Source organism: Campylobacter concisus (genome assembly GCF_003048575.1).
Taxonomy (GTDB): Bacteria; Campylobacterota; Campylobacteria; order Campylobacterales; family Campylobacteraceae; genus Campylobacter_A; species Campylobacter_A concisus_U.
The window spans coordinates 1-15,895 of sequence record NZ_PIRZ01000002.1 but is presented as its reverse complement, the minus strand read 5'-3'; the positions used below and the strand labels follow the sequence as shown (position 1 = coordinate 15,895).

At 36.7% G+C, this 15,895-nt stretch carries 14 protein-coding genes and 5 tRNA genes; 1 reads left to right on the top strand and 18 read right to left on the bottom strand.

Annotated elements, in window-relative coordinates; all coding sequences use genetic code 11:
- Positions 1–4: 4 nt before the first annotated feature.
- The 18 genes from rpsG to CVS84_RS02155 all read right to left on the bottom strand — a co-directional run bounded on the left by rpsG (position 5) and on the right by CVS84_RS02155 (position 15,376).
- Positions 5–475 carry a 30S ribosomal protein S7 gene (rpsG, locus tag CVS84_RS02240; protein WP_021090980.1) on the bottom strand — a complete coding sequence of 157 codons (471 nt, stop codon included), beginning with the start codon at positions 473–475 and terminating at the stop codon, positions 5–7.
- Between the two features lie 78 nt (positions 476–553).
- Positions 554–952 (bottom strand): 30S ribosomal protein S12, encoded by a 399-nt coding sequence (gene rpsL, locus CVS84_RS02235; RefSeq protein ID WP_103649434.1) that lies wholly within the window; start codon positions 950–952, stop codon positions 554–556.
- Between the two features lie 131 nt (positions 953–1,083).
- Positions 1,084–1,473 carry a DoxX family protein gene (locus CVS84_RS02230; protein WP_054196410.1) on the bottom strand — a complete coding sequence of 130 codons (390 nt, stop codon included), beginning with the start codon at positions 1,471–1,473 and terminating at the stop codon, positions 1,084–1,086.
- A gap of 120 nt (positions 1,474–1,593) precedes the next feature.
- Positions 1,594–6,108 carry a DNA-directed RNA polymerase subunit beta' gene (rpoC, locus tag CVS84_RS02225; protein ID WP_107690990.1) on the bottom strand — a complete coding sequence of 1,505 codons (4,515 nt, stop codon included), beginning with the start codon at positions 6,106–6,108 and terminating at the stop codon, positions 1,594–1,596.
- The gene (rpoB, locus tag CVS84_RS02220; protein WP_107690989.1) at positions 6,095–10,240 is read right to left on the bottom strand and encodes a DNA-directed RNA polymerase subunit beta; all 4,146 of its coding nucleotides are present in this window, start codon (positions 10,238–10,240) and stop codon (positions 6,095–6,097) included. Before rpoB ends, rpoC begins: the two co-directional genes overlap by 14 nt.
- Positions 10,241–10,358: 118 nt before the next feature.
- Positions 10,359–10,739 (bottom strand): 50S ribosomal protein L7/L12, encoded by a 381-nt coding sequence (gene rplL, locus CVS84_RS02215; protein WP_021090592.1) that lies wholly within the window; start codon positions 10,737–10,739, stop codon positions 10,359–10,361.
- A gap of 30 nt (positions 10,740–10,769) precedes the next feature.
- A complete protein-coding gene (gene rplJ / locus CVS84_RS02210; RefSeq protein ID WP_021090459.1) occupies positions 10,770–11,255 on the bottom strand; it encodes a 50S ribosomal protein L10 in 486 nt (161 codons plus the stop codon).
- 105 nt (positions 11,256–11,360) lie between these two features.
- Positions 11,361–12,062 (bottom strand): 50S ribosomal protein L1, encoded by a 702-nt coding sequence (gene rplA, locus CVS84_RS02205; protein WP_107690988.1) that lies wholly within the window; start codon positions 12,060–12,062, stop codon positions 11,361–11,363.
- A 59-nt stretch (positions 12,063–12,121) separates the two neighbouring features.
- Positions 12,122–12,547: a 50S ribosomal protein L11 gene (gene rplK, locus CVS84_RS02200; RefSeq protein WP_107690987.1), complete on the bottom strand. Its 426-nt coding sequence runs from the start codon at positions 12,545–12,547 to the stop codon at positions 12,122–12,124.
- A 10-nt stretch (positions 12,548–12,557) separates the two neighbouring features.
- Positions 12,558–13,088: a transcription termination/antitermination protein NusG gene (nusG, locus tag CVS84_RS02195; protein ID WP_054196403.1), complete on the bottom strand. Its 531-nt coding sequence runs from the start codon at positions 13,086–13,088 to the stop codon at positions 12,558–12,560.
- A 14-nt stretch (positions 13,089–13,102) separates the two neighbouring features.
- Positions 13,103–13,282: a preprotein translocase subunit SecE gene (gene secE, locus CVS84_RS02190; protein WP_072594862.1), complete on the bottom strand. Its 180-nt coding sequence runs from the start codon at positions 13,280–13,282 to the stop codon at positions 13,103–13,105.
- A 17-nt stretch (positions 13,283–13,299) separates the two neighbouring features.
- Positions 13,300–13,375 (bottom strand) — tRNA-Trp (locus CVS84_RS02185).
- A gap of 13 nt (positions 13,376–13,388) precedes the next feature.
- On the bottom strand, positions 13,389–13,547 hold the full coding sequence (gene rpmG, locus CVS84_RS02180) for a 50S ribosomal protein L33 (RefSeq protein ID WP_035167196.1): 159 nt from the start codon (positions 13,545–13,547) through the stop codon (positions 13,389–13,391).
- Positions 13,548–13,603: 56 nt separating this feature from the next.
- A complete protein-coding gene (gene tuf, locus CVS84_RS02175) occupies positions 13,604–14,803 on the bottom strand; it encodes an elongation factor Tu (RefSeq protein WP_107690986.1) in 1,200 nt (399 codons plus the stop codon).
- A gap of 74 nt (positions 14,804–14,877) precedes the next feature.
- Positions 14,878–14,952: transfer RNA gene (locus CVS84_RS02170), tRNA-Thr, on the bottom strand.
- Positions 14,953–15,078: 126 nt separating this feature from the next.
- Positions 15,079–15,155, bottom strand: a tRNA-Gly gene (locus tag CVS84_RS02165).
- Positions 15,156–15,162: 7 nt separating this feature from the next.
- Positions 15,163–15,247: transfer RNA gene (locus CVS84_RS02160), tRNA-Tyr, on the bottom strand.
- Positions 15,248–15,300: 53 nt separating this feature from the next.
- Positions 15,301–15,376: transfer RNA gene (locus tag CVS84_RS02155), tRNA-Thr, on the bottom strand.
- Positions 15,377–15,613: 237 nt separating this feature from the next.
- On the opposite strand from CVS84_RS02155, the gene CVS84_RS02150 reads away from it, so the two are divergent.
- Complete coding sequence (locus CVS84_RS02150; RefSeq protein ID WP_021090800.1) at positions 15,614–15,862, top strand: hypothetical protein; 249 nt, start codon at positions 15,614–15,616, stop codon at positions 15,860–15,862.
- Positions 15,863–15,895: the final 33 nt, after the last annotated feature.

The window sequence follows — 15,895 nt, the reverse complement described above, 5'->3', positions numbered from 1 at the left end:
TTTCTTACCAGCGGTAGTGAGCAAATGCTTTATTAGCCTCTGCCATCTTGTAAGTATCTTCCTTCTTCTTGAAAGATGCACCTTTTGAGTTTGCCGCATCTAAGAGCTCATTCGCTAGTTTATCTATCATAGTTCTTTCGCTTCTCTTTCTAGCGTAAGTTATAAGCCAGCGAATAGCAAGAGCTTGTTGGCGAGCTGGGCGAACCTCAACTGGTACTTGATAAGTAGCACCACCAACACGGCGTGATTTAACTTCTAAAATAGGTTTTACATTTTCAATAGCATCGTTAAAAACGTCAATGCCTTTAACTTCAGCATTTTTCTTTTCGATAGCTTTGATAGCACCATACATTATCTCAGTAGCGACACTTTTTTTGCCATCATACATAAGAGAATTAATAAATTTAGTGATTATTTTATTTCCGTAAATCGGATCAGGTAAGACTTCCCTTACAGGGGCTTTTCTTCTTCTCATTTTGATCTTTCCTTCAAATTTTTATGAAATTTTACTCAAACGTTTGCAAATTTTAGCAACGTCTGCGAACCTAAATTTTTACTTTTTTGTTGCAGCTGCAGCGCCAGCTTTAGGGCGTTTTGCACCATATTTAGAACGAGAAACTGTTCTTTTTGCAACACCAGCAGTATCAAGTGCACCACGAACGATGTGATATTTAACACCCGGTAAGTCTTTAACCCTACCACCGCGAACTAAAACGATACTGTGTTCTTGTAGGTTATGACCTTCACCGCCGATATAGCTGATGACTTCAAAACCGCTTGTTAGCCTAACTTTGGCAACTTTCCTCAAAGCTGAGTTTGGTTTTTTAGGAGTTGTAGTATAAACCCTAGTGCAAACTCCTCTTCTTTGAGGGCACTCTTTTAACGCTGGAGATTTTGACTTAACAATCACTTTCTTGCGTTCTTTTCTGACCAATTGATTTATGGTTGGCACAATAATTCCTTTCAACTAAATTTATTAAAAAGACCTAATTTTATTTAAAATAAACTTAAATAACGGTTAATAAGTTAGATTTACTCATCTAATTCTTGATTTTATAAAAACTCTGCTGTCTTTATTTTGTATTAGTCTTGTTTGACAGCATATTTGCCACTACCTATCAAAAGAATACAAAGTGAAATAGCAATATAAAGATAGATAAGTTCCGATTTAAAGCCATTAACCTCATTTAATGCAAATAAATTTGCAAATCCATAGTACGAGTATAAAATAGTAATACTAGTACCTAAAACTAGGATAGCGCCTACCCTTGAATAAAAACCAATAATTAACATAATTGGCGCTAAGACCTCTCCAAGGTAAGAAAAATATGCCAAAAATCCAGGTAAACCAGCATTTACTAGTATACCTTTTACCCCACTAAGTCCATGTAAAATTTTACCAAAACCATGCATAAAAAGGCAGATACCAAGTCCTAAACGTATAAATAAAAGTCCAAGATCAATGTTTTTCATAAATTCTCCATGATGTGATTTAAAGATAAGGATTTTATTAGGTGATAGTTAATAGCTTGTAAATTTTTAATTGATTTAATTTTATAAAGAGGTTAAGCCCCAAAATAGGGGCTTGAAGTATTAGTTTTCTTTGATTTTTACTTTTTTATCCTTATAAAAACCAGTTCCAACTGGGATCATACGTCCGAGGATAACGTTCTCTTTTAGATCTTCAAGATAGTCAAATTTAGCAGCAATCGATGCTTCTGTTAAGACTTTAGTTGTCTCTTGGAACGATGCAGCAGAGATCACACTATCACTTCCAATAGCCGCTCTTGTAACGCCTAACAAGATCGGCTCAGCAATAGCTGGCTCACCACCCATGTTCATGATGCGCTCGTTCTCTTCTTTAAATTTATTTCTTGAGACCATATCGCCAACTATGAAATTTGTATTTCCACTATCAACGATTTTGACTTGGCGAAGCATTTGAGAGACAATGATCTCGATATGTTTATCTGCGATCGCAACACCTTGGCGACGATAAACTTGTTGAATCTCGCTAATCAAATAATAATGAAGCGCTTTTTCGCCAAGAATTCTTAAAATATCGTGGCTTGAGATTAGCCCATCAGTTAGTTTCTCGCCAGCATGGACAAATTCACCGTCTCTTACTTGTATCTGACGACTTTTCTCGATCAAATACTCAGCAGTTGTGCCATCTTCGGCTTGGATAATTATGCGCTCTTTTGAGCGAAGTGGCTTATCAAATCTAACCACACCATCAATCTCTGCAACGATAGCTGTATTTTTAGGACGTCTTGCTTCAAATAGCTCACTAACTCTTGGAAGACCACCGGTAATATCTTTTGACTTAGCAACAGCTTTTGGAGTCTTAGCCAAAATATCAGCCTGTGCTACTTCATCGCCACTTGAGACAAAGATCGCGGTTTTTGGATCAAGCGGATACTTAATTAAATTTCCTTTTTTAGTAGCGATAATAATCGCAGGTTTTACACCGCTTGGCAAATACTCATTGATAACAAGACGTCTTTGTCCAGTCGCCTCATCTGCTTGCTCAGTAGCGCTGTATCCTGGCTCAATATCTTCAAAACTAACCACACCGGCTTCTTCAGCAATAGTTGGAGTTGAGTATGGATCCCACTCAGCAATAATCAACTTATCATCTTTTTCAGGTAACGAAACTACTGTCGCTCTCTCAACTGCATCATTATCAGAAACTTGGATGATAGAATTTCTTGGGATATAATGGCGAACCGCCTCACGTCCATCTTTATCAGAAACAACTACAAAGAAACCTTTTTCAGTTACTTTGTGACCTTTTTTGATATCTTTAACCCTATCAAGATAATCACCTTTTAATATGAAAAATTTAACTACACCATTTGCGTCGGCTAAAATTTTACGAGTTACAGGATCTCCGTCTGAAATTTTAAGTTCACTAGCGTATGGGATACGATTTGGGATATTCCAACCCTCTTTTATGATCTCAACGATACTTTCATTCTCTTTTACTTTATCGCCACTTACATAAGGTATATACATCTTTCCTTCGATCTTTCCGCTAACACCAGCTAATTCGTTTGGCTTAGCAAGATCATTTCTTCTAATTGTATATTTAACCTCTTCTTTTTTACCTTTTATCACGATATTTACATCTTCGTGGGCATATTCGATCTCTATTTTGCCGTCAATTGTTGATTTAATCTTTGGTTCAACAAGTAGCACAGCCGCACTTCTTCTATTTGCAACGATCTTTTTACCGTTATTTTCGTATGTGCTAAGGTTGTAATATCTAATAAAGCCTTCTTTTTGAGCGATAACTTGGCGATCTTGTTGCTCAGTAGAAGCCGTACCACCGATGTGGAATGTTCTTAGCGTTAGCTGTGTACCTGGCTCACCGATAGATTGAGCTGAAATGATACCAACTGCTTCACCTGGTTTTACAAGTTTGCCCTCACCCAAGTTTAAGCCGTAGCATTTTGCACAAACGCCTTTTGGTGCCTTGCACGTGATAGGCGTTCTAATGCTCACTGATTTTATACCAGCCTCAGTTATAGCTCTAGCTTTTTCTTCATCAAGTAGAGTGCCTTCGCTAAATAAAATTTCATTTGTTATAGGATCGATCACATCATCTGCTAAAACACGGCCCAAGACTCTTTCTTCAAGGCTTTCTATTAGCTCGCCGCTCTCTGTGATATCTGTGATCTCAACACCCTCGTGCGTACCGCAGTCATGCATAGTGACTTTAACGTTTTGAGCAACGTCGATTAGTTTTCTTGTTAAATAACCGGCGTTAGCGGTTTTTAGCGCGGTATCTGCAAGACCCTTTCTAGCTCCGTGGGTAGAGTTAAAGTACTCCATTATATTTAGACCTTCACGGAAGTTTGAAATGATCGGTGTTTCAATAATTGAGCCATCAGGTTTTGCCATAAGACCACGCATACCAGCTAGCTGGCGAATTTGTGCTGCACTACCTCTCGCACCTGAGTCTGCCATCATATAAATTGAGTTAAATCCACCTTTATCGTTTTGAATAAGTTTCATCATCTCGCTTGCAACGCTGTTGTTTGTATCTGTCCAGATATCAATGATCTTGTTGTATCTCTCACTGTCTGTTAAAAGACCAGCGCCGTATTGCTTTTGAATTTCACGAACTTTTTTCTTAGCTTCGTCAATATATTTTTGCTTGCTATCAGGCACGATGATATCAGCAATAGAGATAGAAATTCCCGCTTTTGTAGCATATCTAAAGCCTAAATTTTTAAGCTTATCAAGGAAATCGGCCGTTACTTCAAGGCCGCCATTTCTATAAACATAATCAACCAAATTTGCAATGTCTTTTTTCTTCATGATCTTATTCCACATATTTTCAGGGACAAAATCAGGAAGTATCGCTCTTAAGATCAAGCGACCAGCTGTTGTAAAGATGATCTTGTTATCAACCATTGTTTTGATTTTAGCGTGAAGACCAAGGGTATTAGCCTCTTCAGCGATCATTACTTCATCAACGCTTGAGAAAATTTTATTTGCACCTTTTTCGTCATTTCTCTCTAGGCTTAAATAATAAATTCCTAAAACCATATCTTGTGAAGGAACTGTGATAGCCTTACCACTTGCAGGAAGCAAGATGTTCATTGAGCTAAGCATCAAAATTTTGCACTCAGCGATAGCCTCTTGTGATAGTGGCACGTGAACAGCCATTTGGTCGCCGTCAAAGTCCGCGTTGAATGCAGCACAAACTAATGGATGAAGCTGGATCGCCTTGCCCTCAACAAGCACTGGGTGAAACGCTTGGATAGAAAGCTTGTGAAGTGTTGGAGCACGGTTTAGCATAACTGGATAGTCTTTAACGACCTCTTCTAGGCACTCCCAAACCTCATTTGTCTTATCTTCTATCATCTTTTTAGCTTGCTTAACAGTTGTTGCATAGCCTTTTTCTTCAAGGCGAGCAAGCAAATGTGGTTTAAATAGTTCTAGAGCCATTTTCTTTGGAAGACCACACTGATCCATCTTTAGCTTTGGACCAACAACAATAACAGAACGTCCAGAGAAGTCAACACGCTTACCTAGCAAATTCTGACGGAAGCGGCCTTGCTTACCTTTGATAATCTCGCTTAGTGATTTTAGTGGGCGCTTATTTGCACCTTTTACTGCATTTGCTCTGCGGCCATTATCAAATAGCGCATCAACAGCCTCTTGAAGCATTCTCTTTTCATTTCTTATAATGATCTCAGGTGCGTCAAGCTCAAGTAGACGTTTTAGACGGCTATTTCTGTTTATTACGCGACGATATAGGTCGTTTACGTCTGAAACAGCAAATTTACCACCATCAAGGCTGACTAGCGGTCTAAGATCAGGTGGAAGAACTGGTAAATTTGTTATCATCATCCACTCTGGGCGGTTGCCTGAATTTAAAAAGCTCTCGATAACTTTTAGGCGTTTTACGATAGTCTTTTTCTTGGCCTCAGAATTTGTAGACTCCATCTCTTCTTTTAGTTGATTTAAAATTTCCATCAAATCAAGCTCGGCTAGCATGTCATAGATGACCTCACCACCCATTCTAGCTGTAAAACCAGTCTCTTCATATCTTGAAGCTAGGCTTTGATATTGCTCTTCATTTAAAACGTCGTATTTTTCAACTTTTTTAGAATTTTCATTGTCGTAATAAGCCTCGCCAGCATTATCAACAATGTATGCCTCATAGTAAAGTACGCGCTCAAGATCCTTCATCTTAATACCAAGAAGTGCACCAATACGGCTTGGCAAGAAATTTACATACCAGATGTGAGCCACTGGAGTTACAAGCTCAATGTGACCCATGCGAGAGCGGCGTACTTTAGATGTCGTTACTTCAACACCGCACTTTTCGCATTTGATACCCTTATAACGCATCTTTTTATATTTACCACAAAGGCACTCGTAGTCACGGATCGGTCCAAAAATTTTCGCACAAAACAATCCATCACGCTCAGGCTTTAGTGTGCGGTAGTTGATAGTTTCTGGCTTTTTAACCTCGCCGTAACTCCAAGATTTTATCTTCTCAGGACTTGCTAAACGAAGTTGAAAAGCTTCAAAATCACGAGGTCTATGCTCTTCTTTTATCTCAACTGGTTTTAAATTAGTTAGTTTCATTTGTCTCATCCTCATCATATACTTCTACATCAAGAGCTAGTGATTTTAGCTCGTTTGTTAGAACAAAGAACGTCTCAGGGATACCAGTCTCAGGAACGTTTTCACCTCTTGTTAAAGCTTTGTAAGCAGAAAGTCTTCCCTCAACATCATCTGATTTTACAGTTAGCATCTCTCTTAGTGTATGAGCGGCACCATAAGCCTCAAGTGCCCAAACCTCCATCTCACCAAACCTTTGACCACCAAATAGTGCCTTACCGCCGACTGGTTGTTGTGTAACAAGGCTGTATGGTCCCGTACTTCTTGCGTGAACTTTTTCATCAACCAAGTGGTGAAGTTTTAGCATATACATACAACCAACATTAACGCGTTCTCTTATCTTTGAGCCTGTGCGTCCGTCATATAGTTCAGTTTTACCATCGCTATCTATCTTTGCCATCTCAAATAGTTTTGCAAATTCATCAGCCTTAACGCCTTCAAAAATTGGAGTTGCAAATCTTACGCCATTACTCCAATCTTTTGCGTATTCAAGAAGCTTCTCGTCACTCATCTTGCCAAGAGCTTTTTTAGCATCCATTAGCTTAGCAACGCCTGCTATCTCTATCATCTTAGCTCTTAGCTCTTTTATCCACTCGCCTTTTTTGGTCTCAAAAATTTCATTGATCTGCTCGCCTAAGCGGTAGCCAACAAGGCCAAGGTGGCTCTCTAAAATTTGACCGATATTCATACGGCTTGGAACGCCAAGTGGGTTTAGCACGATATCAACGATCTGACCGCTTGGAAGATAAGGCATATCGACTTCTCTAACTATATTTGAAACGATACCTTTATTACCGTGACGTCCAGCCATTTTATCGCCAACTTTTAGTTTGCGTTTTGTAGCTATATAAACTTTTACAAGTTTTACAACGCCACTTGGTAAAATGTCATCTTTTTCTAAAATTTCTATCTTAGCATCGTGCTCTTCTTTGAGCTTTTTCTTCTCATTTTGGAAGTAATTTTTTAGCTCATCATATTTCTTTTGGATATCTTTTGAAAAGCTTTTAACGATAGCATTTAGAGTAAATCTATTTATATTTTCAAGATCAGCCTTATTGATCTTTGAGCCTTTCTTATACTCTTTTTTATTTACCTCTTGATCACTTGCTAGTGGATTTTTAGAAAGAAGTGCTGTAACTTTTAACATCTCTTCGCGGTCTAGCATAAGTAGTCTATCATGATGTTCTTTTTCTAAAAGAGTCTTCTCTTCTTCGTAAGCTTTATTTGTTCTGCTATCTTTTTCATAACCTTTTTTGGTAAAAATTTTAACATCAACAACTACGCCTTCCATTGAAGCTGAAGCGTATAGCGATTTATTTACGACGTGGCCAGCTTTTTCACCAAAGATAGCGCGTAGTAGCCTCTCTTCTGGAGTTGGCTTAACTTCACCTTTTGGAGATACTTTACCAACAAGGATCATACCAGGCTTAATCTCTGTACCAATTTTGACAATACCACTCTCATCAAGGTGCATAAGCTCCTCTTCTTTGACGTTTGGTATATCTTTTGTTATCTCTTCAACACCATCTTTTAGCTCACGAGCCTCGATCTCTTTTTCATAGATATGGACACTTGTAAAAGCATCTTCACGTATCATTTTTTCACTAATAACGATCGCATCCTCGTAGTTGTAGCCATTCCAAGGCATAAATGCAATTAGTGCATTTTTACCGATAGCTAGCTCGCCTTTTTCCATACTTGGACCGTCAGCAATTATTTGACCAGCAACGATCTCATCGCCTTTTTTAACAATTGGATGTTGTGAAAATGTCGTATTTTGGTTTGTTCTTAAATTTTTCTCTAAAGAGTAGTGATCGATATATGGACCAGCTTCGTCTTCGCCTAAAATGAATATATTTTTATTATCAACCTTTTCAACCACACCACTACGTCTTGCTTTTACGCTTTCCCATGCATCTCTTGCAATAACGCTTTCCATACCTGTTCCAACAATAGGAGCAGTTGAACGAAGTAGTGGTACTGCCTGACGTTGCATGTTTGAACCCATTAGAGCACGGTTAGCATCATCATGCTCTAGGAATGGAATAAGTGAAGCCGCAACACCAGCTATCATACCAGAACAAAGGTCGATCAAAGTAACATCTTCTCTACGCGCAAGCATCATCTCGCCATCTTTTCTAACCTCAATCAAGTCCTCAACGATATGCCCATTTTCATCAAGTTTGGTTGATGCTGGAGCTATAACATTACCCTCTTCTTGAGTTGCGGTTAAATAAACTATCTCATCAGTTACTTTGCCATCTATAACTTTTTTGTAAGGAGCTTCAACAAAGCCAAGATCATTTACTTTTGCATAGGTTGAAAGCGTATTGATAAGACCAATATTTTGACCTTCTGGAGTCTCAACTGGACAAATTCTACCGTAATGAGTTGGATGAACGTCGCGCACTTCAAATCCAGCACGCTCTTTTACTAAGCCACCCTCGCCAAGTGCAGATAGACGGCGCTTGTGAGTAACTTCACTAAGTGGGTTTGTCTGGTCCATAAACTGGCTTAGCTGACCGCCTGTGAAAAATTCCATAATTGTGGCAGTAATCATTTTTGGATTAATGAGGTCATATGGCATAATCTCTTCAGTATTATTGCTTAAGCTTGTAAATTTGTCACGGATTGCCTTTTGCATCTTTACAAAACCAAGGTGAAGTTCGCTAGCGAGTAGCTCACCGATTGACCTTATACGGCGGTTACCAAGGTGGTCGCGATCATCAATGTGACCTTGTCCGTTTTTAACCTTTATAAGATATTTTGCAGTTTTTATGATATCTTCACTTGTTAGTAAAGTAACGTATTCTGGCACGTCAAGAGAGAGCTTATGGTTCATTTTCATACGACCAACTTTTGTTAAATCGTATCTCTCAGGGTTAAATAGCATATCATTTACAAAACTCTTTGCAGCCTCTTTTACAACTGGCTCTCCTGGTCTCATAACCTTATAAATTCTAATAGCCGCAAGATCATTTTCATCATCCACGCCCTCAGTTTGTTTTAAAACCTTAAGCATATCGTTGTCAGCTATGAAAGAATTTATAATTGCATCATCAACACCAGCAGCAGAGTTATTTATAATCTCAATACTTTCATGCTCAGCTAAAATTTTTGCAAGTTTATTCTCGTCAAGAGCAGATAGTGTATCATATAAAATTTCTCCACTCTCTGTATTTATTACAGGATTTGCCAAATATCTACCAATAAGTGCTTCAACTGGGTATTCAACAAATTTTACTCCATCCTCGATCAACTTGTCAGCTTTTTTCTTAGTAAGACGTTTGCCTGCTTGGTGAAGAATTTCTCCATCTTCGTTTTTTATATCATATTCAACTCTTCCCAAATAATCTTCAGGATTAAAAAGAGTTAAAAATTTGTTATTTTTAATAATTAAATTTTGTATCGGGTAAAACAACTTAATAATATCTTGTTTTTTATATCCAAGTGCCCTAAATAATATAGTTACTGGTACTTTTCTGCGTTTATTTATCCTAACATATAAAATATCTTTTGTGTCATATTCAAAGTGTAGCCAAGAGCCACGGTCTGGTATTATTTGAGCTGTATAAATTAATTTATTTGCAACGGTCGCGCTCTCTTCTTGTTTAAAAATAACACCTGGGCTTCTATGAAGTTGATTTACAACAACACGCTCAACACCATTTATAATAAATGAAATTCTATCAGTCATTAGTGGAATTTCACGTATAAAAATTTCTTGTTCTTTTATATCTTTAACACCGACTTTATCACCTGTCTTATCATCTTTCTCATGAACGATAAGGCGTATTTTCATCTTTAAATTTACAGAGTATGTAAGACCTCTTTCTATACACTCTCTGATCGTATATTTTGGTTTTCCAATTTCTGAGCCAACATATTCTAAAGTCAAACGATTTTGCGGATCATGTATTGGAAAGATTGATTTAAAAACTTTTTCTATACCGCTTTCTGCTTGATTGTTATTTAAATTTAAAAAATTATCAAAGCTCTTTTTTTGTAGTTGTAGTAGGTTCGGAACGTCTATCTCCTTAACGACATTAGAGAAGTCAACCCTAAGACGATTTCCTGAGTATAAGCTATTTAACATTGCATCTACCTCGTGGTAATTTTGAAAGAAAAGTATAGCCTTTTAAAAAGGCATCTAAAATTTAAAAAAGAGAGGGGCTTTGCCCTCTCTTGAAATATTAAGCTCAAATAATAAAAAATTATTTAAGTTCAACCTTAGCACCAGCTTCTTCAAGCTCTTTTTTAGCTGCCTCAGCCTCATCTTTGCTAACACCTTCTTTAAGAACAGATGGTGTTCCCTCAACTGCGTCTTTGGCTTCTTTAAGACCAAGACCAGTAAGCGCTCTAACAACTTTAATAACGTTGATTTTCTTATCACCAGAATCAACCAAGACAATGTTAAATTCTGTTTTTTCCTCTGCTGCAGCTGCTGCACCGCCTGCTGCAACAGCACCACCAGCTACCATTACAGGAGCTGCGCTAACACCAAATTTCTCTTCGAACTCTTTTACAAGTTCACTAAGTTCAAGTACAGAAAGATTAGATATAAACTCTAATACATCTTCTTTAGTAATTGCCATTTTTAATCCTTATTATTTTTTTAATTTAAATTAAGCTGATTGTTCTTTTTTCTCTTTAAGCGCATTCAAACCAATTGTGAAATTTTGAATTGGCGCATTCCAAACTTGTAAAAGCATCGCAATAAGCTCATCACGGCTAGGCATTTTAGATAGAGCTTTAACTTTATCAACGCTAGCAACTTCGCCATCAATATAAGCTGTTTTTATTTTGAAAAGATCAGCATTAGACTCTTCAAATTTTGCGGCTACTTTTGTTACTGCCAATTGATCTTCGCTCCAAAGATAGATATTTGTATCTTTGAGTTCCATTCCGACTTTATCAGAATTTTTAAGAGCAATATTTGCAAGAGTATTTTTAATCACCTGAACTTTTACATTTTGTTCTTTAGCAGAATTTCTTAAAACTTCAAGTTTCTTTACTGAAAGGCCACGATAGTCACAAACTACAATAGCTTCAGCAGTTTTAAATTCACTCTCTAATTTTGCAACAACTTCAGTTTTTTCGTTACGTGTCACTTTTTCTCCTTTCCGACCGGTAATTTCAAGCAGAGCGGGTCGAATCAATTAAGCCCAATGGCCTCGGCTATCTCCAATCTAAGATATAAATTTTAATTTTTAGTTTTATTTTAAGTCCATAACTTCTTGAGTATCAAGAGCTATAGATGGGCTCATTGTCAAAGACAATAAAGCATTTTTAACATATCTACCCTTTGCGGTTGCAGGCTTATGTTTATTGATCGCTTTAATAAATGTTGAAATATTTTCATTTAATTGTTCTTTAGTAAAATTAACTTTACCAAGGCCTGCATGTATATTTCCTTGCTTATCAACACGGAAATTTACTTGACCACTTTTTGCATTATTAACAGCTTGTGCAACATCCATTGTAACTGTACCAGTTTTTGGATTTGGCATTAATCCTTTTGGTCCCAAAATTCTACCGACCTTACCTACAAGACCCATTAAGTTTGGAGTAGCTATAAGAACATCAAAATTCATTATACCTTTTTGTATATCTTCAATTAAATCATCTGCACCAATAATATCAGCACCAGCTGCCTTTGCCTCATCAGCTTTAGCATCTTTAGCAATAACAGCAACTCTTACAGTTTTACCTGTACCGGCCGGCAAAACAACTGAACCACGAACCATTTGATCAGCATGTCTTGGATCAACATTTAATTTTAATGCGATCTCAACTGTTTCATTAAATTTAGCAGAAGCCAAAGTTTTAACTGTGTCAATAGCTTCGCTAAGGTTATAAATTTTATCTTGCTCTACTTTTTTGAGCAATTCTTGAAATCTCTTGCTAGTTTTTCCCATAAATTTCTCCGCATATATATTGCTTCCGTCTTTTGCTAATCAACCTGACGGTAAAGGTTTTAGTCTATTACTTCGACACCCATTGATCGAGCTGAACCAGCAATAATTTTAGCTGCTTGCTCTCTATCGTTTGTATTTAAATCAACAAGTTTTTTCTCAACTATTTCCAAAACTTGAGCTTTTGTTAGTTTGCCTACTTTATTTTTTAAAGGATTATCAGTTCCTTTTGTTATACCTGCAGCCTTTTTAATAAGATCTGTAGCAGGAGGCTGTTTTGTGATAAATGTAAAACTTTTATCAGCATAAACAGTTATAACAACTGGAATATTAAACCCAACCATATCTTTTGTTCTCTCATTAAAGGCTTTACAAAATTCCATAATATTAACACCTTTTTGTCCAAGAGCTGGACCAACCGGCGGACTAGGGTTTGCTTTTGTTGCAGCAATTTGTAATTTTATTTCACCTATAACTTTTTTAGCCATTTTTTGCTCCTTAAATTATCTTCTCAACTTGTGAATACAAAATATCAACAGGGGTGCTTCTACCAAAAATAGAAACATTAAGCCTAAGTTTGCCATGTATCATGTCATATTCTTCAACAATACCTGTAAAGTTAGCAAAAGGACCTTCTGTTATACGAACACTCTCACCATCCTCAAAGAATATCTTAGGTTTTGGTGCAGCCCTTTTTTGAACTTTTTCCAAAATAGTATTTATATCTTTTTCAGATAATGGCGTAGGTTTTTTGGCCTCACCAATAAAACGTCCAACTTTTGGTAAAGATTGAATCCTGTGCCAAAGAGCTGTATCAAGGTCTAAGCATGCAAAAGCATAACCTGGATAAAGAGTTCTTTCGTTGATTTTTTGCTTACCATTTTTTATCTCAATTACGTCTTCTGTAGGAACTATAACTTCTTTTAGCTGATCTTCTATTCCATGATCTTTTACTAAATTTTCAATTCCTCTTTTTACTGCCATTTCGCTTCCAGCGTAAGTCTGTATAGCATACCATTTATGTGACATTACTTTTCCTTATATCATATAACTTTAGATAGAACAAAGGACATAATAACATCGACAAGAGCTAAAAAAAGTGATACAACAGCAACTACGATAAAAACTGCAAAAAAAGCATTTCTAATTTGTTCTTTTGTAGGATAGATAACCTTCATTATTTCCAATTTAGAAAGCTTAATATAATTTATAATTTTCTCCATAATCTTAACCTTAGTCGTGGCAGGGCAAGAGGGATTCGAACCCCCAGCCATTGGATTTGGAATCCAGCGCTCTACCGTTGGAGCTATTGCCCTAATAGCTTCTTAATTAACTTTTTAATTTAACTTCTTTATGAATAGTATGTTTTTTTAATCTTGGGCAATACTTTTTAAGTTCAACTTTATCCGTAGTAGTTTTACTATTTTTAGTTGTTGTATAATTTATATCACCACTTTCGGAGCATTTTAAACCAATTTTAATTCTCATATAAGTCCTTATTAAGATATCAAAGGGATATCCTCCCTTTGACAAATTTTTATAAATTAACCAAGTATTTTTGAAACAACACCTGAACCAACAGTCCTACCACCTTCACGGATAGCAAAACGAGTGCCTTCTTCAAGTGCTACTGGAGCAATCAATTCAACAGAAATTCTTACATTATCACCTGGCATAACCATCTCTGTTCCTTCTGGGAGTGTAATTGAGCCAGTAACATCAGTTGTTCTTACGTAGAATTGTGGTCTATAGTTATTAAAGAAAGGAGTATGGCGACCACCCTCTTCTTTTGTCAAGATATAGACTTCGCCTTCAAATTTTGTATGAGGGGTAATTGATTTAGGTTTGCAAAGAACCATACCACGCTCGACATCCTCTTTCTTGGTACCACGGAGAAGAACGCCGACATTATCACCAGCTTCGCCTTGATCCATCTCTTTTCTAAACATTTCAACACCAGTAACTGTTGTTGTTTGAGTTGGCTTAATACCAACAATTTCAATTGTGTCACCAACTTTTATAACACCTTTTTCAATTCTACCAGTTACAACTGTACCACGACCTGAAATCGAAAAAACATCTTCGATTGGCATAAGAAGATCTTTATCTGTTGCACGAACTGGAGTTGGAATATAGCTATCAACTGCGTCCATTAATTCCATAATTTTTACTGACCATTCGCCATCTTGACCAGCTTTTGCCTCTTCAAGAGCTTTAAGTGCTGAACCAGAAACAATAGGTGTATCATCGCCTGGAAAATTATACTCATTAAGTAATTCGCGGATTTCCATTTCAACCAACTCAAGTAGCTCTGCATCATCAACCATATCAGCTTTGTTCATGAAAACAACAATGTATGGAACACCAACTTGGCGTGATAATAAAATATGCTCTCTAGTTTGTGGCATTGGACCATCAGCTGCAGAAACAACCAGAATAGCTCCATCCATTTGTGCAGCACCTGTAATCATATTTTTTACATAGTCGGCGTGACCAGGGCAGTCAACGTGGGCATAGTGGCGTTTCTCTGTCTCGTACTCAATATGTGAAGTAGCAATTGTAATACCACGCTCTTTTTCTTCTGGAGCATTATCAATATTATCATAATCTTTTAGCTCAGCAAGTCCTTTGCGTGAAAGAACAGCAGATATTGCAGCTGTTAATGTAGTTTTACCATGATCTACGTGACCAATAGTACCTATGTTTACGTGCGGCTTGTTACGTGAAAATTTTTCTTTAGCCATCTTTTCCTCCGTATGTGATATATGTCTTTTTTCTTACCAAATTTGTATAATCATAATAAAATCATATTAACCAGTGGAGCTCATAGCGGGACTTGAACCCGCGACCTCTTCCTTACCAAGGAAGTGCTCTACCTCTGAGCCATATGAGCGAAAAACGCTTGGCAGAGATGATTCCAATTAAATAATACAAACAACTAAAAATTTTGAAAATAAAGTAAGGAATAACTGTGTTTAGTAAAATCTAGATACAGCTCCCAGTTTATTTTCCCAAATTTTGGAGCGGGAAACGGGGCTCGAACCCGCGACCCTCAGCTTGGAAGGCTGATGCTCTAGCCAACTGAGCTACTCCCGCATAACAATGGTGGTGAGACGTGGATTCGAACCACGGAAGACATAGTCAGCAGATTTACAGTCTGCCCTCGTTGGCCGCTTGAGTATCTCACCTTAAACATTAATAAACTATTTTGGTATTTTCTGGTCAAACACTGTTACAAAAATGGAGCTGGTGAACGGACTTGAACCGCCGACCCACTGCTTACAAGGCAGTAGCTCTACCAACTGAGCTACACCAGCACCTGTTTTGTGAAGTGGCAATTATATATCAAAACAAGGTAAAAGTCAAGGGAAATTTAAAAAATTTTCATAAAAATTAAAATCATAAAATACAGCCATTTAAGAATACAAATTTTTATTACATTTAAATCCGTAATGCATTATTAAGTATTTATAAAATATGTATAATTTTTATGGTTTTATTTTTTTTAAAAGCTAAAATTTCTATAATTACAAAAAAATATATAAGGATTTAATATGCAATTTTTACCTTGGGCGATAATTTTATTACTAATTTACGTAATTTATTTTCTAATGATACGTTATGAGAAAAGAATATCAACTCTTAGCAAATTAATTGAACAAAATAGTGATGGCATTAAAGAAAATAGGGATTTGATTGGACAAAATAGATCACTTATTGAAAAAAATAAACACGATATCGAAAAAAATACAAAAGACATCATAACAAATGTTGAAAAAGTAGATATCGATTTGGAAGACTAAAGTTTCTGATTTCTTATCTCGGCTATTAATAAA

What these genes read in the sequence shown, in the direction of transcription:
- rpsG (WP_021090980.1), bottom strand. Translation starts at nt 475, where the DNA reads ATGAGAAGAAGAAAAGCCCCTGTAAGGGAAGTCTTACCTGATCCGATT.
- CVS84_RS02230 (WP_054196410.1), bottom strand. Translation starts at nt 1,473, where the DNA reads ATGAAAAACATTGATCTTGGACTTTTATTTATACGTTTAGGACTTGGT.
- rpoC (WP_107690990.1), bottom strand. Translation starts at nt 6,108, where the DNA reads ATGAAACTAACTAATTTAAAACCAGTTGAGATAAAAGAAGAGCATAGA.
- rpoB (WP_107690989.1), bottom strand. Translation starts at nt 10,240, where the DNA reads ATGTTAAATAGCTTATACTCAGGAAATCGTCTTAGGGTTGACTTCTCT.
- rplL (WP_021090592.1), bottom strand. Translation starts at nt 10,739, where the DNA reads ATGGCAATTACTAAAGAAGATGTATTAGAGTTTATATCTAATCTTTCT.
- rplA (WP_107690988.1), bottom strand. Translation starts at nt 12,062, where the DNA reads ATGGGAAAAACTAGCAAGAGATTTCAAGAATTGCTCAAAAAAGTAGAG.
- rplK (WP_107690987.1), bottom strand. Translation starts at nt 12,547, where the DNA reads ATGGCTAAAAAAGTTATAGGTGAAATAAAATTACAAATTGCTGCAACA.
- nusG (WP_054196403.1), bottom strand. Translation starts at nt 13,088, where the DNA reads ATGTCACATAAATGGTATGCTATACAGACTTACGCTGGAAGCGAAATG.
- secE (WP_072594862.1), bottom strand. Translation starts at nt 13,282, where the DNA reads ATGGAGAAAATTATAAATTATATTAAGCTTTCTAAATTGGAAATAATG.
- rpmG (WP_035167196.1), bottom strand. Translation starts at nt 13,547, where the DNA reads ATGAGAATTAAAATTGGTTTAAAATGCTCCGAAAGTGGTGATATAAAT.
- tuf (WP_107690986.1), bottom strand. Translation starts at nt 14,803, where the DNA reads ATGGCTAAAGAAAAATTTTCACGTAACAAGCCGCACGTAAACATAGGT.
- CVS84_RS02150 (WP_021090800.1), top strand. Translation starts at nt 15,614, where the DNA reads ATGCAATTTTTACCTTGGGCGATAATTTTATTACTAATTTACGTAATT.